Genomic DNA, 26,629 nt, shown 5'->3' on the forward strand with positions numbered 1-26,629 from the left:
GGTGGAAAAAATGGAACACGAACACGAGCACGAAGAAGAACAATTTATAACATTGGTTGATGAAAATGGTAATGAACAATTACATGAAGTCCTTTTTACCTTTGATTCTGATGAATTTGAAAAATCGTATGTATTCTTTTATCCAGTAGGAACTCTTGATGATGAGGAAGAGGACGTCGACATTCATGTCTACGCCTATGTCCCTACTGAGGATGGCGGCTATGGCCCATTAATGCAAATCGAAACCGATGAAGAATGGGATATGGTTGAAGAAGTGTTTAACACCTTCAACGAAGATCAAGAAGAGGAAGAATAAGATTTAAGGGAACCAGCTGATAAAAAGGCTGGTTCCTTTTTTAATTTTAGAAGGTTCAAATCTGACAAATTGATTGTTAAATTGACATTTTTCTCACAATATGCTGAAATAATTACAATGTCTATTTGTACTAGTAGCTAATTATTCTATTCAAAAATAAGAACAATACGTTGGATTTTCCAATGAACTTATGGGAAGGGGGAGTAATATGACAGACGAAAAAGACACAAAAAAGGATATTATGCGCCAAAAGATGCTTGAACATCAAAGTGAAGCAAGGATTGTCAGAAAGATTGTTATGATTATCTCTATTTTATTGCTATTATTCATAGTTTTAATTGGCGGCGGAGGATATTTGTACATACAGTCAGCGCTCAAACCTGTTGACTCCAAAAGTAAGGCTCAGAAAACAGTTGAAATTCCGATTGGTTCGTCAGTGACTGGGATTGCTGTAGCATTAGAAACAAACGGAATTATTAAAAATGCAAAGGTATTTAAGTATTACGTCAAACTAAAAAATGAAGGTGGGTTTATGGCCGGTAATTACCAGCTTAGCCCTTCGATGGATGTCCCTGAAATCGTCAGCCGCTTGAAAACAGGAAAGGTGCTGGCAAAGGCCAGTTTTAAAATCGCCATCCCCGAAGGACAGCAGCTTAACGAAATTGCGGCAATTTTGGCAAAGGCAACGAAGCAAAAAAAAGATGACGTGTTAAATAAACTAAATGATGAAGTGTTTATCAAGGTACTAATGGCAAAATACCCTGATTTATTATCTGACGAAATCCTGAGTTCTTCAGTGAAATATCCACTCGAAGGGTATTTATTCCCGGCAACCTATCCGTTTTACAAGCCGAATCCTTCCGTTGAAGAAATGGTCACAGCTATGCTTGATAAAACACGAACTGTTTTAGTTGATTATAAAGAAAAAAGTCAGGAAAAAAAGCTATCCGTTCATCAACTATTAACAATGTCCTCTTTAATTGAAGAAGAAGCAACAGCAAAGGTGGATCGCAAAAAGATTGCTAGTGTTTTCTACAATCGAATAAAAAAGGGCATGCCGCTGCAGACGGATCCAACCGTTCTATATGCGCAAGGGAAACACAAAGATAAGGTTTTATATAAGGACTTAGAGGTAAGCTCACCTTATAATACGTATCAACATACTGGTCTTCCTCCAGGACCCATTTCCAACTCTGGAAAAATGTCGATTGAGGCGGCACTGGAGCCTGAAGAAACAAATTATTATTACTTCCTGGCAACTGCTGATGGCACAGTCATTTTTACAAAAACACTCGAAGAACATAATAAAGAAAAAGCTAAGCATATTTCCAATAAAAAATAAATCAATTTGGGGGAAATGTTAGCATTCCCCCTATTATTGTGATAAAATAATTCAAGTGTTTTAAGAAGTATTCTATAGCGTAACTCACAGTAAGGTATTTGCGGCGTAACTTGCCCGAAGCACACCCGAGCCTGAAGTCCTTTCAGCTCGAAACCTGTGAACGCTATTTTTTAATGTCTAAAGAGCATTTTGAATTGTTCAGCTTCAGCGCCCAGCGACTAGTGTACTGGCCCTTTCCTCCTTACGATAAGTCAACATCGAATCGCATTGCTCTTCGTGTTTCCTTTATCTTAGTCGGAGCGGTTCAGTCCATACGTCGCTTAACGGGACGCTTACGCATTTCTTTTAGGATTGAGGTGACGCAGCTTGTTAAATGAGAAGCTGCATTCTTATATTGAAGGTTTAATATCCGAACGGAATCCATTGTTAATGGAAATGGAAAGCTATGCTCATGAGCATAATGTTCCGATTATGGAGCTAGCTGGAATAGAAACGATGCTGCAATTATTGCGAATCCACCGTTCCAAAAGGATTCTTGAAGTTGGGACCGCGATTGGCTACTCCGCATTAAGAATGGCCACTGCATTAACGGATGCGGAAATCGTCACGATTGAGCGGGATGTGGAACGGATAGAATTAGCAGAAGAATATATTAAGCGTTCTGAACATGGTGATCAAATTATTTTGATAAAAGGTGACGCCCTAGAGGTTGAAGATATAATTGGTGTACATGCCCCGTTTGATGTTATTTTTATTGATGCGGCAAAAGGTCAGTATAAAAAGTTCTTTGAAATTTATTCAAAATATCTGCACGATGATGGAATGATCATAACCGACAATGTTTTGTTTAAAGGGCTTGTCGCTGAACCTGAGATTGAATCAAAAAGAATTCGTAATCTTGTCAAAAAGATTGATGGATTTAACCACTGGTTAATGGCACAAAGAGACTATGATACCGTTATTCTACCCGTCGGGGACGGGGTCGCGATAAGTAAACGAAGAGGTGATTGAATATGAAAAGGCCAGAATTACTAGTAACGCCATTGACAGTCAACGATATTTTGCCACTAGCGGATGCGGGCGCGGATGCGTTTGTTATCGGTGAACAGCGCTATGGCCTGCGGCTTGCAGGAGAGTTTAACCGTGAAGAGGTCAAAAAGGCAATTGAACTGGCACACGGTAAAGGGAAAAAAGTTTACGTCGCCATGAATGCGATTTTTCATAATGAAAAAGTCAATGAATTAAGTGAATACATTCAATTTGCAGCAGCAGCGAAGGCTGATGCGATTATTTTCGGTGATCCGGCTGTTTTAATGACAGCGAAAGAATTCGCACCTGAGATGAAACTGCACTGGAGTACGGAAACAACTGGGACAAATTGGTATACCTGCAACTATTGGGGGAGAAAAGGTGCAAAAAGGGCGGTTTTAGCCCGTGAGATTAATATGGACGCTATTGTCGAAACAAAGGAAAATGCTGAAGTGGAAATCGAGGTCCTTGTTCATGGAATGAGCTGTATGTTTCAATCCAAACGATCGCTCCTTGGCAACTACTATGAGTACCAAGGAAAGGTAATGGAAATCGAAAATCGCAAGTTGCAAAAAAATATGTTTTTACACGATCATGAACGTGAGAATAAATACCCGATTTTCGAAGATGAAAATGGAACACATATAATGAGCCCGAATGATATGTGTATCATAGACGAGCTTCAAGAGATGTTAGAAGCCGGTATAGACTCGTTTAAAATCGATGGAATCTTAAAGAGTCCGGAATATATTCTCGCCGTTACAAAGGCTTATCGTGAGGCTATAGACTTATTTTTTGAAGACCCGGACGCTTATGATGATAAAAAGGACGAGCTGCTCGCGGTAATCGAGGAAATTCAGCCAGCAAATCGTCCATTGGATACAGGATTCTTTTTCAAAGAAACAGTTTATTAAAGGAGGGGTTCAGCTGTGAATACAGTTAAAGATAAGATTTCTGAGATGATCGATGGAAAACGTGTCATTGTAAAGAAGCCGGAACTCCTTGCTCCAGCAGGCAATCTTGAAAAATTGAAAATTGCAGTTCAATATGGGGCAGATGCGGTATTCATTGGCGGGCAGGAATATGGCCTTCGTTCCAACGCTGATAACTTTACATTTGAAGAAATGACAGAAGGCGTCCAGTTTGCTAAAAACTTTGGGGCTAAAATATACGTTACCACTAATATATTTGCCCACAATGAAAATATTGACGGATTAGAGGAATATATACTTAGTTTGAAAGAAACCGGTATTGCGGGAATTATTGTGGCAGATCCACTCATTATTGAAACCTGCCGCCGTCTTGCACCGGAGATTGAAATCCATATTAGTACGCAGCAATCTCTTTCTAACTGGAAAGCCGCCCAGTTTTGGAAAGAGGATGGTGCATCCCGAGTTGTATTGGCACGCGAGGTAAGTGCTGAAGAAATCAGAGAAATGAAGGAAAAGGTTAACGTTGAGATTGAAACCTTTATTCATGGAGCGATGTGTATCGCATATTCGGGCCGCTGCACGTTGAGTAACCATATGACGGCAAGAGATTCAAACCGCGGTGGCTGCTGTCAGTCCTGCCGTTGGGATTACGATCTGTATAAGCTCGAGGGCAATGAGGAAACGGCTCTTTTTGAGGAAAATCAAGACCCGTTTGCGATGAGCCCCAAGGATCTCAATTTAATTAAAGCGATACCGCAGATGATAGAGCTTGGCATTGATAGTTTAAAAATCGAAGGCCGCATGAAATCGATTCATTATATTGCCACAGTTGTCAGTGTTTATCGCAAAGTCATTGATGCCTATTGTGCAGACCCTGAGAATTTTGTCATCCAGCAGGAATGGCTGGAGGAACTTGATAAATGTGCAAACCGTGAAACGGCGCCGGCGTTTTTTGAAGGTGTTCCAGGGTATAAAGAGCAAATGTTTGGTAATCATAGCAAGAAGACAAAGTTTGAATTTGTCGGACTTGTGTTGGATTACAACGCGGAAACACAAATGGTTACACTACAGCAGCGCAACCATTTTAAACCGGGTCAAGAGGTAGAATTCTTCGGTCCAGAAATTCAAAACTTTACCCATGTGATTGATAAAATTTGGGATGAAAAAGGTAATGAACTGGATGCTGCAAGACATCCTCTTCAAATTGTCCAATTTAAATTGGACAAACCGGTATACCCTAACAACATGATGCGAAAGGAGAACTAGCATGATACGCAAACCAGTTGTTATTGGTGTGACCGGCGGCTCCGGCTCTGGGAAAACCAGTGTAACAAATGCCATTTATGAAAGTTTGAAAGATCATTCTATTTTGGTACTTGAACAGGATTATTATTATAAAGACCAAAGTAATGTCCCATTTGAAGAACGGTTAAAAACGAATTATGATCATCCGCTGGCCTTTGATAACGATTTTCTCATTGAACATATTGAAAAGCTATTGAGATATGAGGCAATTGAAAAACCTGTTTATGATTATTCCATTCATACTCGTTCAAGTGAGGTTATTCCCGTTGAACCGAAGGATGTTATCATTTTAGAGGGAATATTGGTTCTTGAAGATGAACGACTCCGCAATTTAATGGACATTAAATTGTTTGTTGATACGGATGCCGATTTACGAATCATTCGCCGCCTGACGCGTGACATCAGAGATCGTGGGCGGACTTTCGATTCTGTTATCGATCAATATTTAAATGTTGTTCGTCCGATGCATAACCAATTTATTGAGCCTACAAAGCGTTATTCTGATTTGATTATCCCTGAAGGCGGGCATAATCATGTGGCAATCGATTTAATGGTCACAAAAATTCAAACAATTCTTGAACAAAAGTCAGTTTTATGACACAATAGCAGAAGAAAAGCCTAAAAGAGAAAAATCCAGATTAAAAGTATATTCTGTTGCGCGCCCTTAATTAAAAGGACGCGCTGCTATGTATTATGCTAAGCGTCATAATAACTACATATATTACATACACAATTCTTAAAGACTAGAAGGAGTGAGGGTTTTGGCTATAGAGAAAGTATTTCCCATGACACAAGCAGGTAAAGAGAAACTTGTTCAAGAGCTTGAATACTTAAAATCAGTGAAGCGTAAAGAAGTGGTGGAAAGAATAAAAATTGCCCGAAGTTTTGGTGACTTATCTGAAAACTCTGAGTATGATTCTGCGAAGGAAGAACAAGCATTTGTTGAGGGGCGAATTACAACCTTAGAAAATATGGTTCGTAATGCTAAGATTATAGCCGAAGTGAAGGAAATCGACTCAGTTACATTAGGAAGTTCAGTTACATTTGTAGAACTCCCAGATGGGGATGAAGAAACCTATGCGATTGTAGGAAGCGCTGAGGCAGATCCGTTTGAAGGTAAAATTTCTAATGATTCACCGATTGCTAAAAGTCTTTTAGGTAAAAAAGTTGGCGATAAAGTCTCCGTTCAAACCCCTGGCGGTGACATGAGCGTTCGTATTGTAAGCATTAAATAATTGAAATTATATTTATTCATTGAATAATTGATTGAAATAGGAAAACCTCGTCAAAACTTTTGACGAGGTGTTTTTTTATGTGGAGAAAGCGGGCACTTGGATGGCTTTTCATTTGTATCATAGGTTTTCTGCTCCTTTTAGGACGTTTAATGCAAATTCAGTTATTTGAGACGGAGACCTTTTCTAAGCATAACGTTAATTTACTCGAGGAAAGTGTTAAACAACGAACACAAGAGTTGGTGATTGATAATGGCAGGGGTAATTTTCTTGATCGAAATGGCACAATGCTTACACATAAAAAGGCTTCAGTCCTAGTCCTTTTTCCATTTTTGAAAAAAACGGAATGGGAGATTGAAAAGGTTGCGGATATTTCGGAAATACCAGTAAATGATCTGAAAATGGCTGTGGAAGGGGCGAAAAAGCCTTTCGCATTTGGAGACCCTGAACCGCATGAACTAACCACATCACAACAGGAAAGAATCAATGCCTTAAAAATCCCCGGTGTGTTTGCGATTGAACAAAAGTTTGAACGTGCGCATATACCAGCGGAACAGTTAATCGGACTAACTGGGGAAAACTCCCAAGAACTTAAAAAGCGTTATCCGAACAAGGAGCGGTCCGATAAAACCTTGCTGGGAGTTTCAGGGCTTGAGGAAAGCTTTGATGAATTCCTGCTCCCTGAAGGGAAATCAAAGCTTGTTTACCATGTTGATGGCACGGGTGCGCCACTATTCGGTATTAATGTCAGGTATGTCGATCCGGCCAATCCGTTTTATCCCGTTAATGTGCGAACAACCATTGATAATAGCATCCAGCAGAAAGCGGAGGATTTAGTGGAGCAGCATCAGATTAAAAAAGGCGGCTTGGTCCTCCTTAATATCGAGGACAATAGTGTGCTAGCGCTTGTTTCACGCCCGACGATAAATAAAAAGGATCCCTACAGCGGAGCGGGAATAAGCAATATGATGTTAAAACAGCAAATTATGGGGTCGGTTTTTAAAACGGTCGTCGCTGCTGCGGCAATCGACCATAAATTGGATGATCCAACGCGTCTTTTTGACTGCAGTAAAAAAATCAATGGGTTGCCCGAATGGCAATATAACTATGGTAAGCTGGATTTTACGAATAGCTTTGCGAGAAGCTGCAATCGGACATTTGGTGAGCTGGCAAAAGAATTACAAAAAATTGATCCGCACCTTTTAGAGAATTATGCGGCGAAATTATCGCTTACTGGTTCTGTGGGCTGGCAGGGGAATGTCTATCACACCAGTGATTTCAAACAGCTGGCTGATGAAGATAAAGGCAGAGTCTTTTTGTCTGATGATGCTAGAAAGGATTCCAATTTCGCAGCAATGTCAGGAATTGGTCAGCACGAGGTCCGTGCAACCCCTTTAGCTGTTGCCAATATGATGGCCGCGATAGCCCGAGGCGGTAAAAAGGAGATGGTAAGAGCTGTTTCAAAAATTGAATATAAAAATGGGACAACCATGGTTGATTTTCCAGAGAGGAACTTAATGGGAGATACCATTTCACCATATACTGCAATGAAGCTGCAAAAATTGCTGCGGGAAGTCGTACTCAACCCCAATGGGACGGGAAGATGGTTTAAGGACCTGCCATACGAAACAGCTGGTAAATCAGGTACAGCCGAGACAGGGAAATATGAAGATGGCAAGCAATTGCATAATAAATGGTTTGCCGGCTATTTCCCTTATCAAAATCCAAAATATGTATTGGTAGCAGTGAATTTAGATGTGGTGGATTCGGAAGGCGGGGTTAATTTGTTATTTGCAGATATGGTTAAGCTCCTGTATGCGAAAGATAATCGAAAATAGTAGTAAAATAGTTTTCCCTTCAAGTTCTCTTCAAATCATGTTAGAATATTGAGAGCCTTATAATGTTTAGCTCCATCACCAAGGGGGCTATCGCATTTTATATTGGAGGGGATTAATTTGAGTAATGATTTCAATTCTAATTCACGTTCTGGTTACCGATCAAAACGGAAAAAAACAAATCTTGTCTTAAATGGTTTGATCATCGTTGTGCTGCTTTTAATTATTTTTGTCGCATACAATATTTTTGCATCAGGAAATGACAAAGCTTCTCCAAAGAAGGAAAGCCCAAAAACAGTGGAGAAGGAAACGGTCCATAAGGATCAGGAGACAAAAGAAAATAAAAAAGAAGATGCGGTTACAGATGATAATAGTTCATCAGATAATGTCGCTGAAGAAGAGCAAAATAGTGAGGAAGCTTCAACACCTGAAAATTCGGACGAATCACAGGCTGTGGTTTCCGAGGACGGGAAAACCACCGAAAATCCTTCATGGAAGCCTGTCGGTACAACCCAGACAGGGGAACATACTCCAGTATATAGTGGTGTAGATTGGGAGGAAATGTTGAATGCCATTTCATATGCTACCGGAATAGACAAAAGTAATATGACGGTTTTCTGGCTTGGCAGGGATCAATCTAAAGCAAATGCCTCGATTGGTACTATTTCTTCAAAAGACAAAAAGCAAAAATATAAAGTTTTTATCGAGTGGGTGGATGGAGAAGGCTGGAAACCGACTAAGGTAATTAATTTAGATGAATAGAAAACAGGATGGGCCTTTAGCAGGCACCATCCTATTTCTTTTTAAAATGAACGACTGCGGTAAAATAGGTTTGTCCATTTTCGTTCACATGCATTTGGTGAGACACTGAGTGGACAGATAGCAAGATTGCTCTATTTTCATCAATTTGTGATTCAATCTTTTTTTGTAAAGTTTTAAGATTAGTGGCTTCGAAAAACTCAACTTTATCCTCGATCAGTTCAAACTGAAAATTCATCTATATCATCCTCTCCATAAGTCCATTTTAATTATTTCTTTTGATGCTAGCAATATATTTGAATAAACGTATGATGTATGGTAGTATGATTTTTGTTAATTCATAGTATACTTATAGGAATTGTTATTAGTGTGAGTACGTGAAATTAAATTGCCCCTCTTCACCGCCTTACCGATGAGCCGCTGCTTACTATGGCGAGCTGCCTTCAAATGATGGTAGAATAGTGTTGCGGATAGGCTGTATTAATCCGAGAAAGATTATAAGTGTAAAACAATGAGAAAGAGGTATAAGCATGAAAATCGCTATCATCGGAGCAATGGAAGAAGAAGTAACTTTACTTAGAGAAAATATCGAGGGCCGAACACAAGAAACAGTCGCCGGCTGTGAATTTACGTTTGGAAAAATGCATGGTGCGGATGTTATTTTGCTGCGTTCAGGGATTGGTAAAGTAAACGCTGCTATGTCCACCACCATTTTACTCGAAAAATATAAGCCCGATTGCATCATCAATACTGGTTCAGCTGGGGGTTTTAACCCTTCACTTAATGTTGGAGATGCGGTTATTTCAACAGAGGTCCGTCATCATGATGTTGATGTGACGGCATTTGGCTATGAATATGGTCAGGTCCCACAGCTTCCGGCTGCATTTTTAGCAGACGAAAAATTAATTTCAGTGGCAGAAACGGCTGCGGCAGAGCTGGAAAAATTCCAAATTGTTAAAGGCTTAATTGTTACCGGAGATTCTTTCATGGAAGACCCGGTTCGCGTTGATTTTGTGAGGTCGAAATTTACCGAATTACAAGCGGTTGAAATGGAAGCAGCAGCCATCGCACAAGTGGCCCATCGTTTTGCTGTCCCTTTTGTTATTATTCGTTCGCTTTCGGATATTGCTGGAAAAGAATCAGAACTTTCATTTGATCAATTTATTGATAAGGCAGCAACTAATTCTGCTACATTGGTAATGAAAATGGTTGCGGCTTTAAAAAGCTAGTAGGAGTGGAGAAATGAAGGTATACAAAAATGTTCATGACTTAATCGGGCAGACACCAATGGTTGAAATCACACAGTTTATTTTACCTGAAGGCGTTCGCATTTTTGCTAAACTGGAATTCATGAATCCTGGGGGAAGTGTTAAAGACAGACTTGGAATTGAGCTTTTAAGCGATGCATTTTCTAGCGGTAAGTTACAGGAAGGTGGCACGCTTATTGAGCCGACTGCTGGTAACACGGGGATTGGTTTAGCTCTTGCTGCCTTGAATAAGGGGATAAACGTTATTTTTTGTGTACCGGAAAAGTTCAGCATCGAAAAGCAGCAAATCATGAAAGCACTAGGAGCGACAATTGTGCAAACTCCAACGGAAAAGGGAATTAAGGGTGCGATTGCCAAAGCGGAAGAACTTTTAAATGAGATTCCTGGCTCCTATTGTCCGCAGCAGTTCGCCAACCCGGCTAATCCTGCTACCTATTATAAAACACTTGGACCTGAGCTGTGGGACCAGCTGGATGGAGAAATTGATATGTTTGTTGCCGGTGCGGGTTCAGGCGGTACATTTATGGGTACTGCCCGATTTTTAAAGGAAAAGAAAAAAACAATCAGGACGGTCATTGTTGAACCAGAGGGGTCCATCTTAAATGGCGGAGAACCTGGTCCGCATAAAACAGAAGGTATAGGAATGGAATTTTTGCCTGGGTTTATGGATATTGACTATTTTGATGCAATTTATACAGTAACGGATGACGATGCTTTTAAGCTGGTAAAGGATTTAGCAGCGAAAGAGGGTTTATTGGTCGGTAGTTCGTCGGGTGCGGCTTTTTATGCTGCTTTGAAAGAAGCTGAAGCGGCAAGGCATGGTACAAATCTTGTTGTTATTTTCCCGGACGGAAGCGAACGATATTTAAGCAAGAACATTTTTGAAGGGGGAATTTAAAAATGAAAAGAAAAACGAAATTAATTCACGGTGGGATTAGTGAAGACCCAGCAACAGGTGCAGTCTCCTTCCCGATTTATCAAGTAAGTACGTATAAACAAGAAGGTGTCGGCGGCCATAAGGGCTTTGAATATTCACGAACTGGTAATCCAACAAGAAATGCGCTTGAGGAGCTTATTAAAGACCTTGAGGGCGGTACAGCCGGATTTGCCTTTGGCTCGGGTATGGCTGCGATGACTGCGGTAATGCTGTTGTTTAACAGCGGAGATCATGTGATCTTAACGGATGATGTATACGGCGGTTCTTACCGTGTTATGACCAAGGTATTGAATCGCCTAGGAATCGACTCTACCTTTGTAGATACAACTAATTTAGAGAATATTAAAAGCGAGATTAGACCGAACACGAAGGCTATTCATTTAGAAACACCAACAAATCCACTACTAAAGATTACTGATATTGAAGCAGTAGGAAAACTGGCTAAAGAACACAATCTTTTGACCATCGTAGATAATACATTTTCTACCCCTTATTGGCAAAATCCAATTGAGCTTGGGGCAGATATCGTCTTGCATAGTGCCACAAAATACCTTGGAGGCCATAGTGATGTCGTTGCAGGGTTAGCTGTTGTCAATAGTGAAAGGCTCGCAGAAGAGCTCCATTTTATTCAAAATTCGACTGGTGGAATATTAGGGCCGCAAGATTCTTGGTTGTTAATTCGGGGAATGCGAACACTAGGAATTCGATTAGAAGAAATGGAAAATAATACAGCAGCAATTGTAGGTTTTTTACAAGGGCATTCTTCCATAAAAAAGGTATTTTATCCGGGTCTTGAAACACACCCAAACCATGAATTAGCTAAAAGGCAAGCAAGGGGCTTTGGCGGCATGGTTTCGTTTGATGTTGGCAGTGCGGAAAATGCTGATAAATTATTAAGTAAGGTAAAATACTTTACCTTGGCTGAAAGCCTTGGTGCAGTTGAAAGCTTAATCTCAGTCCCAGCCAGAATGACCCATGCCTCGATCCCAGCGGAACGCAGAGCAGAACTAGGCATCACAGACGGCCTAGTGCGCATCTCAGTTGGACTTGAAGACGTAGAAGACTTAATTGAGGATTTAACACAGGCATTAGAGTAGTAATATGAAGGGTGTCAGGCACCATATGAAAATAATTCACATGGTGCCTGACACCCATTTTTAAGGGCTTTTTAATTATTTTTTAAAAAGTTGCTTTAAAAAAGGTTTACAAAGTATTAGTGAGTGGATATAATTACCGTAGTAAGTAAAAAATTCCAAGAGGGAGGTCGAAGAAAATGATTTTAGCGCTAACTGGAACAGCTGTAGGCATGACAACTGTATATTTGAATATCATACATTCGACCAGACTGGAATGGATTACTTAACATTTAAGTGACAATACATATCCATGCCGCAGGGAGAATGATGCCTTGCGGTATTTTTGTGCCTAAAAAAGTACTGGCCGCAAGGGAGTGACTCCCTGCGGCCTTTTTGTGCCCTTTTTACTCGCAGTTTGGATATGTTTTGCATACATTGATGATGTTGCTACAACGTATTACGAAAAATTAATTAGAGGAGGTGGTTAACCATGACCCTGAATATATTATTTTTCTCGATTACATTTAAAAAACGAGAAGTAAGTCTTAAAGAAGCAGCAAACCAAGAGATGGTTGAAAAGCTCTACGAGCAAAACAAAGACCGGCAAATTTCCATGCATCATTTCATGTAATAGAAATACTTAAGCTTTTAAAAAAGGAAGTGAACAAAAATGACTCTAAATATTTTATTTTTAACGATAACAATTAAAGCACGCAAAATAAGTCCTGAAGAAGCAGCACAACAAGAAATGGTTGAAAAACTGTATGAAAAAAATAAAGATCGCCAAGCGTCCATGTACCGCTTGATGTAATTAGTAAAAAAATCCAATGACAAGAAAGGTGGTTTTACAAATGTTGTTTTTTCTAATGCAAGGTCGGGGTGCAAGTCTTTGGTATATGAAGGATACCACCTAGTTACGGGATAAAAAATAGGGAGGTAAAGTAAATGCCGCTGCATACTTTATTATTATCACTTTTCTTTAAACCAAAGAAAAAAGCTTTAAAATGATATCATAGATAAAATTCATCTTCAAATAGCTTGAAATATTTGTTAACAAAATGTTCACTATTCCCTCAGATAGTTACTGTGAAAATATGATAAATTCAAAGTAGAAAGAGCAGCATCTATCTAAGGGGTGGAGAATATGTTCATGATTGTGATGGCTATCGTTATTACTGCAGCAATTGGTTGTGTAATCTCAGCAGAACTTAGTGTTGAATAAGAAAGTTGGAAGTGCCCGATTTAGCAGCGTATGGACTGGAGCTGGACAATTCTCAAAGTTGAAAACTAATATTTTCTTATCATTAGGAAGGAGCATCGACCATTATATAAACGGTCGATGCTTTTCTGTTTATTATTTACTTTCCGTTAGGTCCAAGAATTCGTCAATATCATCAAGACAGATGCGTACTGCTTTTTCCCAGAAGTCTTTTTGGGTTAGATCAACCTGTAAATGTTTCTGTGCTAGGTCCTCTACAGTCATGGAGGCGGTATCCCGTAATAAGGCGATGTACTTTTCTTCGTAACCTTTTCCTTCTTCTAAAGCCTTAGCATAAATTCCAAGGGAGAATAGATAGCCAAAGGTATACGGGAAGTTATAGAATGGTACTCCGGTAATAAAGAAGTGCAGCTTCGATGCCCAGAATAATGGATGGTACTCCTCTAAAGCATCGCCATACGCCTCTTTTTGAGCCGTAAGCATTAATTCATTCAATTTTTCTACGGTTACTGTTCCTTGCTTTCTTTCCTCATAAAAACTTGTTTCAAACAGGAATCGGGCATGAATATTCATTAATAGAGCCACTGTTCTTTGGATTTTATCATCTAAAAGAACCAGCTTTTCTTCCTCTCCTCCGGCATTTTTTACAGCCGCATCAGCAACAATCATTTCTGCAAAGGTAGAGGCCGTTTCAGCCACGTTCATGGCATATCTGCAATTTAGAAACGGCACGCCTCTCATAGCGAAGGAATGAAAGCCATGTCCGAGCTCATGTGCCAACGTGGATACATTTGACGGTGTTCCAGAGTAGGTCATGAAGATGCGGGATTGCTCACTCTCGGGCATTGATGTACAGAAACCGCCAGGAGCTTTTCCGGGACGATCCTCAGCTTCAATCCACTGTTTTTCAAAAGCATTTTTTGCAAAAGCAGCCATCTTTTCGCCAAAAAGAGCAAAGTTTTGTTCGATAAATTCGGCCCCTTCTTGATAAGAAACCTTTGATTCTGTTTTACCGTATGGAGCATCTAAATCAAACCAGCTCAACTTTTCCACACCAGAGAGTTTTGCTTTCCGCTCTAGATAAGAAATTAGCTTCTGTTTATTTTCCGAGATGACAGCCCACATTGTTTCCAGCGTATCTTTTTCCATTCGGTTAATGCTGAGCGGTTCTTTCAATACATCATCCCAGCCTCTTTTTTTATAGACATTCAATCGAAAACCAGAGAGATGATTTAAGGTTTTTGCGAGGAAATCTGCCTGTTCCCCCCAAGATTTCTCCCAATTTTTAAAAATTGCGGCGCGGACTTCACGGTCGGGGCTGGAGAATTTATTGGAGGCCTGACCGACAGAAAGTTGTTTCTCTTCACCCTGATCGTTAAAAGGGACCTTGATTTTACTTACGATTAAATCATACAGCTGTCCCCAGCTATGATAGCCGTCCACTTCAAGCGCGCTAATTAAGGCTTCCTCTTCTTTAGACAGCTTTTCCTTTGCTTTTTGGCGGCTTTCCGTTAACACGAAGGAAAGCTCCTTTAAGGCTTCATCGCTCATTAGCTGTTCCCATACCTCATCATCAAAAGTAGTCAACAGGTTGTCTAATGAACCAAGGGCGATTTGGAATGCAGCGCCTAAGCTGGTTATTTTCGCATCAAGCGAATAGGCCTTTTTGTCTTCGGTGTTTTGCGCTAGTAAGCATCCGACAAATGCACCTGCCTGGAATAGTTTTTTTGCGGCCCCTTCAAAATCTGCAAGCAGCTCTTTCAAGTATTTGGAGTCCTCAAGTGTGTTAGCTATTGTCCAGTTATTTACTTTTGCTTCGAAATGTTTGATAAGTTCCTCGGTTTTGTTTAGGTGTTCCTGTAACTCTGAGGAATCACTTCCCCCTTTAAAAAATACTTCTAGGTCCCAAACATCAGAATATGTAGTGGTTGTCATTCTTCTACCCCCTTTTACTATGTACCTTTTTATTATAAGTCTATTTTTCAAAAAATTCTATTTTATACGCCTTTATTGAAGTGAAACAAAAGAATGAATCGTTTATTTGACAATGATATGGGGACTGGGGTATAAGTGGATGGATAAGGATTCATAAACGAATTCCTCATAGTTTAATATGGAGGGGAAATAGTGAAGATTCAAAAGAAAGTTTTCTTGGCTACTCTTATGGGAATATTGCTTATTACTGCCGGTTGTACAAACAATGGCGAGGAACAAAAAAAGACCCACCAGGAAACAAAACCAAAAACAAATATAAAGTATGAAATGGTTGAGGCAAAATCATTTAAAGTGAAAAACATTCGCGGAATTGGCTATCCGGGTAATGACAATGCTCTTTATATTGCCGCAAATGATGGCTTAAAAATGTATAAAGATTTAAGGTGGTACATAACCACAACAAATAAACATGACTATATCGGATTTCAAGCGCTAGAAACGGGCTTCTTAGCGAGCGGGCACCCCCAAAAAGGGACGGATTTTAAAGACCCGCTTGGTATAGTACAAAGTGCTGATAAAGGGGAAACCTTTCAAAAATTGGCATTTTATGGTAAAATCAACTTTCATTTCACGGGAGCTAGTTTTGCGGGGCATAGTATCTATGTGATTAATGAACAACCGAATGAAAGCTTAAGTCAGGGTGTGAACTATTCGACTGATAACGGAGCCACATGGAAAAAAAGTGCTTTTAAGGATTTTAACGCAGATTCACTTGGTATGATTGCTGTTCATCCGAAAAACGGGGTAACCATGGCGATGTCTACAAGATCAGGGATATATTATTCAACTGACAACGGGAACACGATGAAGCTAATAACAGGGCCATCTATGGTTACAGCCCTTACATTTAGTGGCGATTCCATTCTATTTTCGAGTGTTGAAAACGATAAAATTTTATTAAAGACTTTAAATCCTGCTTCTGGTCAACAAACCAATCTTGTCTTTCCATTCCTTGATTATGAAAATCCGATTACTTATTTAGCTGTTAATCCAAAAAATGAGCGTCAAATTGCCTTTACTACCTATAAAAATGATGTATACCAAACCAACGACGGCGGTAAAACGTGGAACAATCTTCTTAAAGACGGAAAAACAGAGTAGGAGTAACCTCCAGCTCTGTTTTTTTTCAATTTATTGTTTTTTCTTCCGTTCCTTTTCAGCCCGGTAAAATTCGTGAAACATTTTCATGAGGGCCCGCTTTTCAATTCGGGAAACATAGCTTCTAGAAATCCCTAATTCTTTGGCAATCTCGCGCTGCGTTTTTTCCTTTTGCAGGTCAAGGCCAAAGCGTCCGATGATTACTTCTTTTTCGCGGTTATCGAGCACTTCAATATATTTTTTTATTTTCTCCAGCTCCATGTTAAGCTGAATCGTATCAATGACATCTTCAGATTCCGATTTAAGCACATCAATTAAGGAAATTTCATTACCCTCTTTATCCTGGCCAATCGGGTCATGCAGGGAAACATCTTTTTTTGTCTTCTTAAGTGCTCGTAGATGCATCAGGATCTCATTCTCGATACAACGAGCTGCATAGGTAGCTAGCTTTGTACCTTTTCCCTCTGAGTAGCTCTCAATTGCTTTGATTAAACCAATGGTCCCTATCGAAATTAAATCCTCTGAATCCTCCCCGGTATTTTCGAACTTTTTTACTATGTGCGCGACCAATCTTAAATTATGTTCAATTAACATATTTCGCGCATGTGAATCCCCGTCTGCCATTAATCGTAAAAACTTTCTTTCTTCAGCAGCAGATAGGGGTTGAGGAAAGGCATTATTTTTTACATAGGAAACAAGAAATAAAAATTCCTTCATTAAATAGCCGAGAGCTGTTAAGAGTCCAGACATCCGCATCCACCCCCGAGTTTTTAGACGATAGCCTATTATTAATTCCTATGAGGGAAACTGAAAATTGTGTCTGTCCATCCGAACTTTTTTGCGCTTGCCTTATATTTTAAATAAAAAAACATCAACCGGTTATCAGGTTGATGTTTTTTGGTACTGGCTATACTTTTTTCAGTTTAAAGGAACTGACCATTAGGAATGATAGTATGATGATTATGAATAGGAATGTTTGGGATGGTAGATAGGGAATAGCTAAAAAACTAAGGGTTGCTAAGCATCCGGCTGCGGTAATCGGTAAGCCGGTAAAAAAACTATTGCTTTCTGTAATATTGAAACGTGCCAGCCTAAAGGCGCCGCAGCCAATATAAAAAACAGTAAAAAATGACCCAGGACCACCAAATTCATTTAAAATTCCTTGATATAGTAATAGTGCAGGTGCTACTCCAAATGATATAATATCACTCATGGAATCTAATTGTTTGCCAAGCTCTGATTCAATATTAAATTTCCGAGCAATCATTCCATCAAAACGATCAGCTAAGGCGGCTACAAAAATTAACAGCAGGCTCAATCTTAAATTCCCATGAAGCCCGAACACAATGGCAAATCCGCCTAAACCTAGATTTGTTAAGGTGATAACATTGGCTGTTTGGGATTTAAGTTTTTTCATTGTTAGGTCTAGAACATCCAATAAAAACATTTTTTCATTATCACTCCTTTTTTTCAGGACCAAAGGGAATCAAATTTCCGCAGTTACTCTATATTATTTAATTCTAAGTGTTTTATGTCATTTCGTAAAGAGTATTTTTACACTATTTGGGGGTAGTTCGATGATACAAGGTATTTATCGTCTGATGATTGAGTTAACAAATGGAAGGGTGACGTCAGGCATTTTAAGAAGATTTGCCCGTTCGCGGGTCAGCCGTTTTATTGTACCATCCTTTGCAAAAGTTTATCATTTGAATCAGGAAGAAATGGAGAAAGGCTTGTCTGATTATCCCACCCTCCATGATTTATTTGTAAGGACATTGAAAAAGGAAGCAAGGATAATTGATCAAGGTCATGATGCTGTGGTCAGTCCCGTTGACGCGGTGATTGAAGATGTTGGTTCAATCAAAGAATCAAGTGAAATCATCGTAAAAGAAAAGCCGTATTCAATCGAAGAAATGCTCGGAGATCGTGGCCTATTGCCAAAGTATTTAAATGGTACATACATGATTCTTTATTTAAGCCCAAGCCATTATCATCGCATTCACAGTCCTGTCGATGGTGTAGTTACGAAGCAGTGGACACTTGGTTCGAAATCGTATCCGGTGAATAAATGGGGGTTAAAATACGGGGTCCGAACCCTGGCTAAGAACTACCGCGTGATGACAGAAGTCAAAACGGACTATGGGTATGTAGCTGTTGTGAAGGTTGGTGCGATGTTTGTTAATTCTATCGAAACGACTCACAAGGGGTCAGAACTAAAAAAGGGCGGGGAAATGGCCTATTTCAGTTTCGGATCAACCGTTGTTCTATTATTTGAAAAGGATATTTTTCAAATCGAGTCAGGACTGCATACACCAAAAGAAATCAAGGTTGGAGAAAAAATTGGGGTTTTGCGTAAATAAAAAAAAAGCCCTTTTAGGGCAAAATTAAGATGACATTCTTATTTTATTGTATAATGATCTGCGATGAATTTCAGATTCAATGAGACCAATAAAGTCTGGGCTCAAGTTTAGTTCTCTTGCTTTAAAATATGATTCGATTAATAAGTCATCTGACAGTTTACGCAAGTCAGAATTCACCTCCGAATTGTAGATTAAGTGTTCTATCTAATGATTGGGATACATATAATGGTACGTCCAATAGGTGTACCCTTAATCTACCAAATATATTCCTCTAGAACAATCGTTCTAGTTATCCACAGGTCCTAGTGGATAACCTGTGATTAATTTGTTTATAAAATATGGAAGTGTGTAGGATTCAATGGGTACAATGTTAGTAACGTTATCCACAGGTTGTGAAAAAGTTGAAATTTGTCGAAAAATATTTATTCATTTATTCTTTACGTACGGTATTTTTACAGGTTTACTAATTGAATATCATGAATCGCCATGTTTTGATGAACAATAAGATTTATCAACTATTTCCTTTATTCTTTGAAACGAAGGGTAAAATTGGTTATGATGGTACAAGAAAAGTGAACATGATGGAAGTCTGCTTTTATTTATAATTTAATGAGGTGTAAGCTTGGTGTTAAAACAATTTTTACCGAATGAACATGTGAAAAGCATTCTTGATATTTCGCCTGAACAGCTACAGGCGAAAGGGGTAAAAGGAATTATTACGGATTTGGATAATACGTTAGTGGAATGGGATCGTCCCAATGCCACGCCGGCATTGATTAAATGGTTTGATGACATAAGAAAACATAATATCCTTGTTACGATTGTTTCTAATAATAATGAAGAACGAGTAAAGGCTTTTTCGGACCCGTTGCAAATCCCGTTTATTTTTAGAGCGCGAAAGCCAATGGCGGTTGCCTTTCACAGAGCCCTTTCAGAAATGGGAATAAAAAAAGAAGAGGCCGTCGTCATTGGAGACCAGTTAATGACGGATGTCCTCGGCGGGAACCGGGGTGGTTTTCATACCATCCTCGTAGTCCCTGTTGCGCAAACGGACGGATTTTGGACAAAATTTAACCGCTTTGCCGAAAGAAGAATTTTAAATTGGTTCCGTAAAAAAGGTATGCTTCAGTGGGAGGAATAAACGTGAGTGAACATCAACATCTTTGTATGGGCTGCGGGGTAAGAGTCCAAACAGAAAACCCGGAGAAACTAGGATATACACCAGCGTCGGCATTGGAAAAGGAAATGATTATCTGCCAGCGCTGTTTTCGTTTAAAGCATTATAATGAAGTTCAAGATGTTAATTTAACTGATGATGACTTTTTAAAAATTCTAAATGAAATGGGTAAGTCAGATGCCTTGATTGTGATGATTGTCGACATTTTTGATTTTAATGGAAGCTGGCTTCCCGGCTTACACCGATTTGTCGGCACAAACAAGGTGCTTCTGGTTGGAAATAAAGTCGATTTATTACCTAAGTCCGTGAACCCGAACAAATTGATAAATTGGATGAAGCATGAGGCAAAGGAACTTGGGTTGAAGCCGGCAGATGTATTCCTTGTCAGTGCGGCTAAGGGCTTGTTTATTTCAGAAACGGCAGCAGCCATTGATGAATTGCGTAATGGGAAGGATGTCTATGTGGTTGGTTGTACCAATGTTGGCAAGTCAACGTTTATCAATCGAATCATTAAAGAGGTAACAGGTGAAGAGGATGTCATTACCACTTCTCATTTTCCTGGAACGACATTGGATATTATTAAAATTCCACTTGAGGATGGAAAATCGTTAATTGATTCACCAGGTATTATTAACCACCACCAAATGGCGCACTTTGTTGATAAGAAGGATTTGAAATTTATCACACCAAAAAAGGAAATTAAGCCAAAAGTGTTTCAATTAAATGAAGGACAAACATTATTCTTGGGAGGGTTGGCCCGCTTTGATTATATTAGCGGCGGAAGAAGATCCTTTGTTTGTTATATTTCTAATGAAATAAATATTCATCGGACAAAAACAGAAAATGCGACGGAGCTTTATGAAAAGCATGTAGGAGAAATGTTAACACCGCCGCGGACTGAACAATTAGAATCATTTCCTGAGCTTGTAAAACAAGAATTTATTGTGAAAGAGGGGAAAACGGATATTGTTTTCTCTGGTCTTGGCTGGATCACGATAAATGAGCCTGGGGCAAAAGTGGCAGCGTATGTACCTAAAGGTGTGCAGACGTTAATCCGAAAATCTTTAATATAATCTTCCGGTTTTAGAAATAGAAGCAATCGAAGCCTAAAAAAGGGTGGGGGGAAACTAGTGAAGAAGCTATTTGCAGTATTAGGAGATCCAATTGGACATTCTATGTCGCCAGTCATGCTAAATGATTTATTTTCTTTTTATCATATTGATGCTCACTATCTCCCTTTTCAAGTAAAGGCTGAAGTGTTAGGCGAGGCAGTCAGAGGCTTAAAAGCACTGGGTGTCGGTGGATTTAATGTAACGATACCGCATAAAAGTAACATCATTCCCTATCTAGATGGGATTGATGAATTAGCTGCCAATATCGGGGCTGTTAATACGGTCGTCAATGAAAACGGGAAACTGATTGGCTATAATACGGATGGTCCCGGTTTTTTAAAAGGATTAAAGACATATGTGGATACGCTATCGGGGCAAAGGGTATTAATTATTGGGGCGGGCGGAGCTGCAAGAGCCATCTATTTTACCATTGCCCAGGAAAAACCACGTGCCGTGGACATTGCAAACCGCACGGTAGACAGAGCATCAAGCCTTATCGATGATTGCCCGTATACCGCTTCATCACGTGCTTGTTCTTTAGATATGGCCGGTAAATCTTTAAAAGAGTATGATCTAATCATTCAAACGACGATGATTGGAATGTCACCAAAAATGGATGAACAGCCATTAGAGTTAACTAATTTACGTAATCAGTCAATGGTTTGTGATATAATATACAACCCGCTTGAAACGCAGTTTTTACATGAAGCGATTCAAAAAGGGGCAAGAATCCAAAACGGAATCGATATGTTTGTCTATCAGGGAGCACTTGCGTTTGAAAAATGGACAGGGATATTCCCTGATGTAGAAAGAATGAAAGAGATTGTTTTAAAACAACTAGGAGGGAAATTATGTTAACAGGTAAACAAAAAGGATTTCTGCGGTCGCAAGCACATCACTTAGATCCTATTTTTCAAGTAGGAAAAGGCGGAGTAAATGACAATATGATTAAGCAGGTTGCAGATGCGCTCGAAGCTAGAGAGCTTTTTAAAGTGAGCATTCTGCAAAATTGTGAAGAGGATAAAACGACCGTTGCTGAGCAACTGGCAAAAGGTGCTGGAGCGGAAATTGTTCAAATCATTGGGAATACCGTCATCCTTTATAAAGAATCTGTTGAGAAGAAAACAATTAAACTACCATAATGGAACACGGGAGGAGGCACCAGCATGAAGAAAGTCGGCATCTTGGGCGGCACGTTTGACCCACCGCATTACGGACATCTTTTGATTGCAAATGAGGTTCTTAGCGCACTTCAGTTGGATGAAATTTGGTTCATGCCAAACCATGAGCCTCCCCATAAAAAAAAATCAGAATATATTAAGAATGAGGATCGCCTGCAAATGCTTGAGCACGCCATCCAAGGAAATGAAGCCTTTAAAATTGAGACGATTGAGCTGCACAGACAAGGACCTTCATATACCGTCGATACCATGAAAATGATTAATGCTGAGTATTCCGGACATCAGTTTTTCTTTATTATTGGGGCGGATATGATTGAATATTTGCCGAAATGGCATGAAATTGATGAACTTGTCAACCTTGTTCAATTCGTTGGTGTGGATAGGCCAAACTATAGTCATCAAACGGAATACCCCGTCCTGTATGTCGAGGTGCCGGCGCTCGATGTGTCGTCAAGCATGATTAGAGAAAGAATGAAAACAGGAAAGACGGTTCGTTATTTATTGCCCGATCCAGTCATCCAATTTATCGAGGAGAGGCATTTATATGGAACGTGACGTGGCTTTAAAGCTTGTCAAAGTACAATTAACCGAGCATCGTTATCAGCACACTCTAGGTGTAATGGAAACAGCGATAACGCTGGCAAAACTGTATGGAGTGGATGAACTAAAGGCAGAAACAGCTGCAATTTTTCATGATTATGCGAAATTTCGTCCGAAAGATGAAATGAAGGAAATTATTACGGCACAGGGATTTCCGGGGGATTTGCTTAGCTTTAATAGTGAATTATGGCATGCACCTGTGGGGGCTTACCTAGTTGAAAAGGAAGCGGGCATCACCAACCAAGAGGTATTGGATGCGATTCGTTATCACACGTCAGGAAGAATAGGGATGACTTTGTTAGAAAAGATCATCTATTTAGCTGATTATATCGAACCAGGACGACATTTTCCAGGGGTTGATGAGGTAAGAATGTTAGCCAAAGAAAATTTGGATCAAGCGTTAATTAAAGCGGTACAAAATACAATTCTATTTTTGATGAAAAAAAATCAAACAGTTTACCCGGATACCTTTTATATGTACAATGACCTTATTAAAAAATTGGAGGCTTGATGAATGAGTAATCAAGAACTATTAAAAATTGCCGTGAAGGCAGCAGATGACAAACGTGCGGAGGATATTCTAGCCCTTAACATGCAGAGTATTTCCTTGATTGCCGATTACTTTATTATTTGTCACGGTAATTCTGATAAACAAGTGCAGGCAATTGCTAGGGAAATGAAAGAAAAGGCCCAAGAAAACGGCTATGATGTCAAGAGAATGGAAGGCTTTGATGAAGCAAGATGGATACTAATTGATTTAGGCGATGTGGTTGCCCATGTATTCCATCGTGATGAAAGAAGCTATTACAAATTGGAGCGGTTATGGGGTGACGCGCCAATAGAAGATATCCACAGTGAGCTGAATACATGAGTTACGAGCAGTTCGCATACCTTTATGATGAACTGATGAAGGATGCCCCATATGATGAGTGGGTACAATTTGTCAAAGAAAAATGCCTGAAATATTCCGTTACTAACGGCTCAACAGCCCCGCAATTGTTGGATTTAGCATGCGGTACAGGCGAGCTTTCCGTCCGGTTTGCAGAAAATGGTTTTCAAGTGACAGGTGTTGATCTTTCGGAGGATATGCTGGCGGTTGCACAAGCGAAAGCCGAAGAAGCTGGGGTGAAAGGGATTCCATTTTTCCAGCAAAATATGGCCGATTTAGATGGCCATGGCCAATTTGATGTAATTGGTATTTTTTGTGACTCGTTAAATTATCTGGAAACCGAAGCAGAAGTCATCGCGACCTTTGCAAATGTCATCGAGCATTTGAGTGATAAGGGGATTTTTATCTTTGATGTCCACTCCATTTATAAAATAGCTGAGGTATTTATCAACCAAACCTTCGCCCTAAATGAAGAAGAGGTTTCCTATATTTGGAATAGTTTCCCTGGTGAACTTCCGAATAGTGTGGAACATGAGTTAAGCTTTTTTGTATTGGATGAAAAGACAGGAAAATATGACCGATTTGATGAACTTCATTTGCAGCGGACCTATCCCATTGAGCAATATTCAAACTGGCTGTTGGAGGCGGGCTTTGAATTGCTGGAGGTCTGTGCTGACTTTGATGATACAGTGCCTTCTACTAATTCAGAACGAATCCTTTTTGTTGCACGAAAAAAATAAAAAAAGCCATCTTTTTTTAAAAAGATGGCTTTTTTTAAAAAGATAGCAGGAATTTGTCGGTAAATAGCGAAATAATGATTAGAGAAATTGCATTTCTACTTGATCAACATCCTCTTTAAACTTTTCATGTGTTGCCTGAATAAGGTGTTCAAACACTTCCCCAAGCTCATTATCGAATACCTTAATTCCTTCACCTGTGATTCCGCCTTTTACACATACTTTTTCCTGAAGTGACGGTAAGGTATAATGCCCTTGCTTTAACAATTCACCAAGTCCAACAATCATTTCGCTGGCAAAAATAGTTGCTGTATTTTCATCAATTTCCGTTTCTTTAACAGCTGCTTGGATGAAACGCTGCAGAAGATAGCTGAAGAAGGCAGGTCCGCAGCTTACAATATCGGAGGAAACCCTTGTTATTTTGTCATCGATACAAACTGGCTTAGAAAACTTCATTATTATTTTCTCTATCTTAATCCTCCATGAATCACTGCAATTTTCTCCATAGGTAATCAATGACACTCCGGATAAAGCACGATTCGTGATACTTGGGATCATGCGGGCTACTGAACATGATACTTTTTTTTCAATTTGGCTTGTACTGATAGGGCTCGTTATTGAAATGAGGCATTTTTCCGCGCTTAAATGCGGATTGATTTCATCAAGAATTTTATAAACGTCCAATGGTTTTACACAAATAAATAGTAAATCCGACTGAGCCGCTACTTCTTCTGCATTTGCCCCAACCCTAATTTCCCTATATTTATCTTTAAGCAGCAAGGCTTTAGATTTTGTCCTGTTTGTAATCATCATGGAGGAAGGGGAAATGGCTTTTCCATCAAGCAAAGCCTCCACCACAATCCTTCCCATATTACCGGTACCGATAATGCCTATATTCATTGTTCGACCCTCCTTCGCATGCAAGATTCTTTTATAACCATATGAAATCGAATTGTGAAATATACCTTTAGAAAGGATGGTTCCAAGTGAAAGACTGGTTGATTGATCACAAGTTTTACGTATTGGCTGTTGTAATTATTGCTATTGGCGGGAGTTATTATTTTTATGGCGAGGATTTTAAAGAATCCCCCGCCAATCAATCGATTAATGTGATTGGCAATAAGCTCCAGCCTGAGGTGAAGGAGGGAGAAAACAGTAGCCAGGCTAAAATTGAGGAGCCGGAAAAAATTATGGTAGATGTTAAGGGTCAAATTAAACAGCCTGGAGTTTATCTTTCCCATTCAGGTGAACGGGTCATTGATGTCATCGGCCGGGCCGGCGGCTTAACGGATCAGGCGGACCAGAGCCAGGTGAATTTTGCTGAGCATGTTCAGGATGAAATGGTGATTTACATCCCCGCAAAGGGGGAGGAGGGGCTCGTAACAGCGGGTCCGTCGGGCGGGAGCATTGCTTCTTCGAGCAATGCAGGCCAAAATCAAGGGAAAATAAATTTAAATAAGGCCGACGAAACTGAATTGCAAAATCTCCCGGGCATCGGTCCGGCTAAAGCGAAAGCCATCATTGAATATCGGAATTCAAGCGGTCCCTTTAAGGCGGTTGAAGATTTGAAAAATATAAGCGGCATTGGGGACAAGACGTTTGAAAAATTAAAAGATTTAATTGATGTTCACTGAAATCATTATTTGACCAAAATGGACAACCACCGGTAAACTTAAAATAAAATAAAGTTATTAGGAGTGGGAGATATGGAGCGGATTTCGTGGGATCAATATTTTATGGCACAAAGCCATTTACTCGCACTAAGAAGCACTTGTAATCGGTTAACAGTGGGTGCAACGGTAGTAAGGGATAAACGGATCATTGCCGGCGGCTATAACGGTTCGATAGCGGGTGGAGACCATTGTATTGATAAAGGCTGTTATGTCATTGATAATCATTGTGTAAGGACCATTCATGCGGAAATGAACGCTCTGCTGCAATGTGCAAAGTTTGGCGTTCCTACAGCGGAGGCTGAAATATATGTAACGCATTTTCCTTGTCTTCAATGTTGTAAAGCGCTCATTCAAGCAGGTATTAAAACGGTCTATTATGCGGTGGATTACAAAAATCATCCCTATGCGATTGAATTATTCGAGCAAGCAAATGTAAAAGTGGAAAAGGTGGAGTTAACTGAATCCGTCATCGATTTCCGAACGATTAATCACTAATGCCTGCTCCTGACGCCGGTTAAAAGCCGGCGTTTCCCCCTTAAAAAAATCCTTCTTAAACT

31 protein-coding genes and 1 pseudogene are annotated in these 26,629 nt (G+C 39.7%); 26 read left to right on the plus strand and 6 right to left on the minus strand.

The annotated features are described in order from the left end of the window. The first annotated feature begins 10 nt into the window (after window positions 1-10). The 9 genes from BSO02S_RS06050 (at window position 11) to BSO02S_RS06090 (ending at window position 8,753) form a co-directional block, all read left to right on the plus strand. Entirely contained in the window at window positions 11-316 is a 306-nt protein-coding gene (locus BSO02S_RS06050; protein ID WP_066063955.1) for a DUF1292 domain-containing protein, read from the plus strand. A gap of 208 nt (window positions 317-524) precedes the next feature. Further along, on the plus strand, window positions 525-1,658 hold the full coding sequence (mltG, locus tag BSO02S_RS06055) for an endolytic transglycosylase MltG (protein WP_066063958.1): 1,134 nt from the start codon (window positions 525-527) through the stop codon (window positions 1,656-1,658). Between the two features lie 366 nt (window positions 1,659-2,024). Then, window positions 2,025-2,669, plus strand: coding sequence for an O-methyltransferase (locus BSO02S_RS06060; protein ID WP_066063961.1), 645 nt, complete (start codon window positions 2,025-2,027; stop codon window positions 2,667-2,669). 2 nt (window positions 2,670-2,671) lie between these two features. Then, window positions 2,672-3,601: a peptidase U32 family protein gene (locus BSO02S_RS06065; RefSeq protein ID WP_066063964.1), complete on the plus strand. Its 930-nt coding sequence runs from the start codon at window positions 2,672-2,674 to the stop codon at window positions 3,599-3,601. A gap of 45 nt (window positions 3,602-3,646) precedes the next feature. Further along, window positions 3,647-4,885, plus strand: a complete 1,239-nt coding sequence (locus BSO02S_RS06070; protein WP_066064093.1) for a peptidase U32 family protein — start codon at window positions 3,647-3,649, stop codon at window positions 4,883-4,885. Between the two features lies 1 nt (window position 4,886). Then, on the plus strand, window positions 4,887-5,522 hold the full coding sequence (gene udk / locus BSO02S_RS06075) for a uridine kinase (RefSeq protein WP_066063970.1): 636 nt from the start codon (window positions 4,887-4,889) through the stop codon (window positions 5,520-5,522). A gap of 163 nt (window positions 5,523-5,685) precedes the next feature. After that, on the plus strand, window positions 5,686-6,159 hold the full coding sequence (gene greA, locus BSO02S_RS06080) for a transcription elongation factor GreA (RefSeq protein WP_066063973.1): 474 nt from the start codon (window positions 5,686-5,688) through the stop codon (window positions 6,157-6,159). A 77-nt stretch (window positions 6,160-6,236) separates the two neighbouring features. Continuing rightward, the gene (locus tag BSO02S_RS06085) at window positions 6,237-7,994 is read left to right on the plus strand and encodes a peptidoglycan D,D-transpeptidase FtsI family protein (RefSeq protein WP_066063976.1); all 1,758 of its coding nucleotides are present in this window, start codon (window positions 6,237-6,239) and stop codon (window positions 7,992-7,994) included. A gap of 117 nt (window positions 7,995-8,111) precedes the next feature. After that, window positions 8,112-8,753 (plus strand): YrrS family protein, encoded by a 642-nt coding sequence (locus BSO02S_RS06090; RefSeq protein WP_066063979.1) that lies wholly within the window; start codon window positions 8,112-8,114, stop codon window positions 8,751-8,753. A 31-nt stretch (window positions 8,754-8,784) separates the two neighbouring features. Here BSO02S_RS06090 and BSO02S_RS06095 read toward each other — a convergent pair whose 3' ends face one another. Then, window positions 8,785-8,988 carry a DUF2536 family protein gene (locus tag BSO02S_RS06095; RefSeq protein ID WP_066063982.1) on the minus strand — a complete coding sequence of 68 codons (204 nt, stop codon included), beginning with the start codon at window positions 8,986-8,988 and terminating at the stop codon, window positions 8,785-8,787. A gap of 292 nt (window positions 8,989-9,280) precedes the next feature. Between BSO02S_RS06095 and mtnN the strand changes: the two genes are divergently transcribed. From mtnN to BSO02S_RS26175, 5 genes are all read left to right on the plus strand, one after another. After that, window positions 9,281-9,979 carry a 5'-methylthioadenosine/S-adenosylhomocysteine nucleosidase gene (gene mtnN / locus BSO02S_RS06100; protein ID WP_066063985.1) on the plus strand — a complete coding sequence of 233 codons (699 nt, stop codon included), beginning with the start codon at window positions 9,281-9,283 and terminating at the stop codon, window positions 9,977-9,979. 13 nt (window positions 9,980-9,992) lie between these two features. Beyond that, window positions 9,993-10,916, plus strand: coding sequence for a PLP-dependent cysteine synthase family protein (locus BSO02S_RS06105; protein ID WP_066063988.1), 924 nt, complete (start codon window positions 9,993-9,995; stop codon window positions 10,914-10,916). Between the two features lie 2 nt (window positions 10,917-10,918). Then, complete coding sequence (locus BSO02S_RS06110) at window positions 10,919-12,052, plus strand: bifunctional cystathionine gamma-lyase/homocysteine desulfhydrase (RefSeq protein WP_066063992.1); 1,134 nt, start codon at window positions 10,919-10,921, stop codon at window positions 12,050-12,052. A 469-nt stretch (window positions 12,053-12,521) separates the two neighbouring features. Further along, a complete protein-coding gene (locus tag BSO02S_RS26170) occupies window positions 12,522-12,662 on the plus strand; it encodes a YrzI family small protein (RefSeq protein ID WP_084374915.1) in 141 nt (46 codons plus the stop codon). Window positions 12,663-12,701: 39 nt separating this feature from the next. Beyond that, window positions 12,702-12,842, plus strand: coding sequence for a YrzI family small protein (locus BSO02S_RS26175; protein ID WP_084374916.1), 141 nt, complete (start codon window positions 12,702-12,704; stop codon window positions 12,840-12,842). A gap of 543 nt (window positions 12,843-13,385) precedes the next feature. Here the strand turns inward: BSO02S_RS26175 and BSO02S_RS06115 are convergent. Next, entirely contained in the window at window positions 13,386-15,185 is a 1,800-nt protein-coding gene (locus BSO02S_RS06115) for a M3 family oligoendopeptidase (RefSeq protein WP_066063995.1), read from the minus strand. 192 nt (window positions 15,186-15,377) lie between these two features. Here BSO02S_RS06115 and BSO02S_RS06120 point away from each other — a divergent pair, with 192 nt between their 5' ends. Beyond that, window positions 15,378-16,346 (plus strand): F510_1955 family glycosylhydrolase, encoded by a 969-nt coding sequence (locus tag BSO02S_RS06120; protein ID WP_066063998.1) that lies wholly within the window; start codon window positions 15,378-15,380, stop codon window positions 16,344-16,346. 30 nt (window positions 16,347-16,376) lie between these two features. Here BSO02S_RS06120 and sigK read toward each other — a convergent pair whose 3' ends face one another. Together sigK and pssA are read right to left on the minus strand one after the other, a co-directional pair. Then, window positions 16,377-17,093, minus strand: coding sequence for an RNA polymerase sporulation sigma factor SigK (sigK, locus tag BSO02S_RS06125; RefSeq protein ID WP_066064001.1), 717 nt, complete (start codon window positions 17,091-17,093; stop codon window positions 16,377-16,379). Window positions 17,094-17,250: 157 nt separating this feature from the next. Then, window positions 17,251-17,790, minus strand: coding sequence for a CDP-diacylglycerol--serine O-phosphatidyltransferase (gene pssA / locus BSO02S_RS06130; RefSeq protein WP_066064004.1), 540 nt, complete (start codon window positions 17,788-17,790; stop codon window positions 17,251-17,253). 130 nt (window positions 17,791-17,920) lie between these two features. Between pssA and BSO02S_RS06135 the strand changes: the two genes are divergently transcribed. Beyond that, a complete protein-coding gene (locus tag BSO02S_RS06135) occupies window positions 17,921-18,703 on the plus strand; it encodes a phosphatidylserine decarboxylase (RefSeq protein WP_066064007.1) in 783 nt (260 codons plus the stop codon). Between the two features lie 24 nt (window positions 18,704-18,727). On the opposite strand, the gene BSO02S_RS26180 is transcribed toward BSO02S_RS06135, so the two are convergent. Continuing rightward, entirely contained in the window at window positions 18,728-18,868 is a 141-nt protein-coding gene (locus BSO02S_RS26180; RefSeq protein WP_084374917.1) for a sporulation histidine kinase inhibitor Sda, read from the minus strand. A 460-nt stretch (window positions 18,869-19,328) separates the two neighbouring features. On the opposite strand from BSO02S_RS26180, the gene BSO02S_RS06140 reads away from it, so the two are divergent. The 8 genes from BSO02S_RS06140 to BSO02S_RS06175 are packed head-to-tail and all read left to right on the plus strand — an operon-like array spanning window position 19,329 to window position 24,402. Beyond that, entirely contained in the window at window positions 19,329-19,844 is a 516-nt protein-coding gene (locus tag BSO02S_RS06140) for a YqeG family HAD IIIA-type phosphatase (protein WP_066064010.1), read from the plus strand. 2 nt (window positions 19,845-19,846) lie between these two features. After that, complete coding sequence (yqeH, locus tag BSO02S_RS06145) at window positions 19,847-20,953, plus strand: ribosome biogenesis GTPase YqeH (protein WP_066064013.1); 1,107 nt, start codon at window positions 19,847-19,849, stop codon at window positions 20,951-20,953. 57 nt (window positions 20,954-21,010) lie between these two features. Continuing rightward, complete coding sequence (aroE, locus tag BSO02S_RS06150) at window positions 21,011-21,850, plus strand: shikimate dehydrogenase (protein ID WP_066064016.1); 840 nt, start codon at window positions 21,011-21,013, stop codon at window positions 21,848-21,850. Next, entirely contained in the window at window positions 21,844-22,134 is a 291-nt protein-coding gene (gene yhbY, locus BSO02S_RS06155; RefSeq protein ID WP_066064018.1) for a ribosome assembly RNA-binding protein YhbY, read from the plus strand. Before aroE ends, yhbY begins: the two co-directional genes overlap by 7 nt. 24 nt (window positions 22,135-22,158) lie before the next feature. Next, window positions 22,159-22,728, plus strand: a complete 570-nt coding sequence (locus BSO02S_RS06160; RefSeq protein WP_066064021.1) for a nicotinate-nucleotide adenylyltransferase — start codon at window positions 22,159-22,161, stop codon at window positions 22,726-22,728. Next, entirely contained in the window at window positions 22,718-23,284 is a 567-nt protein-coding gene (yqeK, locus tag BSO02S_RS06165; protein WP_066064024.1) for a bis(5'-nucleosyl)-tetraphosphatase (symmetrical) YqeK, read from the plus strand. Before BSO02S_RS06160 ends, yqeK begins: the two co-directional genes overlap by 11 nt. Before the next feature lie 3 nt (window positions 23,285-23,287). Then, a complete protein-coding gene (gene rsfS / locus BSO02S_RS06170) occupies window positions 23,288-23,644 on the plus strand; it encodes a ribosome silencing factor (RefSeq protein ID WP_066064028.1) in 357 nt (118 codons plus the stop codon). Continuing rightward, entirely contained in the window at window positions 23,641-24,402 is a 762-nt protein-coding gene (locus BSO02S_RS06175; RefSeq protein ID WP_066064030.1) for a class I SAM-dependent DNA methyltransferase, read from the plus strand. Before rsfS ends, BSO02S_RS06175 begins: the two co-directional genes overlap by 4 nt. A 78-nt stretch (window positions 24,403-24,480) precedes the next feature. On the opposite strand, the gene comER is transcribed toward BSO02S_RS06175, so the two are convergent. Continuing rightward, entirely contained in the window at window positions 24,481-25,299 is an 819-nt protein-coding gene (comER, locus tag BSO02S_RS06180) for a late competence protein ComER (RefSeq protein WP_066064033.1), read from the minus strand. An 86-nt stretch (window positions 25,300-25,385) separates the two neighbouring features. Here comER and BSO02S_RS06185 point away from each other — a divergent pair, with 86 nt between their 5' ends. Beyond that, complete coding sequence (locus tag BSO02S_RS06185) at window positions 25,386-26,033, plus strand: helix-hairpin-helix domain-containing protein (RefSeq protein WP_066064035.1); 648 nt, start codon at window positions 25,386-25,388, stop codon at window positions 26,031-26,033. Window positions 26,034-26,105: 72 nt separating this feature from the next. After that, window positions 26,106-26,552: pseudogene (locus BSO02S_RS06190) on the plus strand (ComE operon protein 2); the annotation flags it as partial. Window positions 26,553-26,629 lie beyond the last annotated feature (77 nt).

The sequence above is a fragment of the Neobacillus soli NBRC 102451 genome (assembly GCF_001591665.1).
Lineage (GTDB): Bacteria > Bacillota > Bacilli > Bacillales > Cytobacillaceae > Neobacillus > Neobacillus soli.

Bases quoted from the DNA above. Each gene is read 5' to 3' on its own strand.
- BSO02S_RS06050 (WP_066063955.1), top strand. From the start codon at position 11: ATGGAACACGAACACGAGCACGAAGAAGAACAATTTATAACATTGGTT.
- mltG (WP_066063958.1), top strand. From the start codon at position 525: ATGACAGACGAAAAAGACACAAAAAAGGATATTATGCGCCAAAAGATG.
- BSO02S_RS06065 (WP_066063964.1), top strand. From the start codon at position 2,672: ATGAAAAGGCCAGAATTACTAGTAACGCCATTGACAGTCAACGATATT.
- BSO02S_RS06070 (WP_066064093.1), top strand. From the start codon at position 3,647: ATGATCGATGGAAAACGTGTCATTGTAAAGAAGCCGGAACTCCTTGCT.
- udk (WP_066063970.1), top strand. From the start codon at position 4,887: ATGATACGCAAACCAGTTGTTATTGGTGTGACCGGCGGCTCCGGCTCT.
- BSO02S_RS06085 (WP_066063976.1), top strand. From the start codon at position 6,237: ATGTGGAGAAAGCGGGCACTTGGATGGCTTTTCATTTGTATCATAGGT.
- BSO02S_RS06095 (WP_066063982.1), bottom strand. From the start codon at position 8,988: ATGAATTTTCAGTTTGAACTGATCGAGGATAAAGTTGAGTTTTTCGAA.
- mtnN (WP_066063985.1), top strand. From the start codon at position 9,281: ATGAAAATCGCTATCATCGGAGCAATGGAAGAAGAAGTAACTTTACTT.
- BSO02S_RS06105 (WP_066063988.1), top strand. From the start codon at position 9,993: ATGAAGGTATACAAAAATGTTCATGACTTAATCGGGCAGACACCAATG.
- BSO02S_RS06110 (WP_066063992.1), top strand. From the start codon at position 10,919: ATGAAAAGAAAAACGAAATTAATTCACGGTGGGATTAGTGAAGACCCA.
- BSO02S_RS26170 (WP_084374915.1), top strand. From the start codon at position 12,522: ATGACCCTGAATATATTATTTTTCTCGATTACATTTAAAAAACGAGAA.
- BSO02S_RS26175 (WP_084374916.1), top strand. From the start codon at position 12,702: ATGACTCTAAATATTTTATTTTTAACGATAACAATTAAAGCACGCAAA.
- BSO02S_RS06115 (WP_066063995.1), bottom strand. From the start codon at position 15,185: ATGACAACCACTACATATTCTGATGTTTGGGACCTAGAAGTATTTTTT.
- sigK (WP_066064001.1), bottom strand. From the start codon at position 17,093: ATGTCTGGACTCTTAACAGCTCTCGGCTATTTAATGAAGGAATTTTTA.
- pssA (WP_066064004.1), bottom strand. From the start codon at position 17,790: ATGTTTTTATTGGATGTTCTAGACCTAACAATGAAAAAACTTAAATCC.
- BSO02S_RS06135 (WP_066064007.1), top strand. From the start codon at position 17,921: ATGATACAAGGTATTTATCGTCTGATGATTGAGTTAACAAATGGAAGG.
- yhbY (WP_066064018.1), top strand. From the start codon at position 21,844: ATGTTAACAGGTAAACAAAAAGGATTTCTGCGGTCGCAAGCACATCAC.
- BSO02S_RS06160 (WP_066064021.1), top strand. From the start codon at position 22,159: ATGAAGAAAGTCGGCATCTTGGGCGGCACGTTTGACCCACCGCATTAC.
- yqeK (WP_066064024.1), top strand. From the start codon at position 22,718: ATGGAACGTGACGTGGCTTTAAAGCTTGTCAAAGTACAATTAACCGAG.
- rsfS (WP_066064028.1), top strand. From the start codon at position 23,288: ATGAGTAATCAAGAACTATTAAAAATTGCCGTGAAGGCAGCAGATGAC.
- BSO02S_RS06175 (WP_066064030.1), top strand. From the start codon at position 23,641: ATGAGTTACGAGCAGTTCGCATACCTTTATGATGAACTGATGAAGGAT.
- comER (WP_066064033.1), bottom strand. From the start codon at position 25,299: ATGAATATAGGCATTATCGGTACCGGTAATATGGGAAGGATTGTGGTG.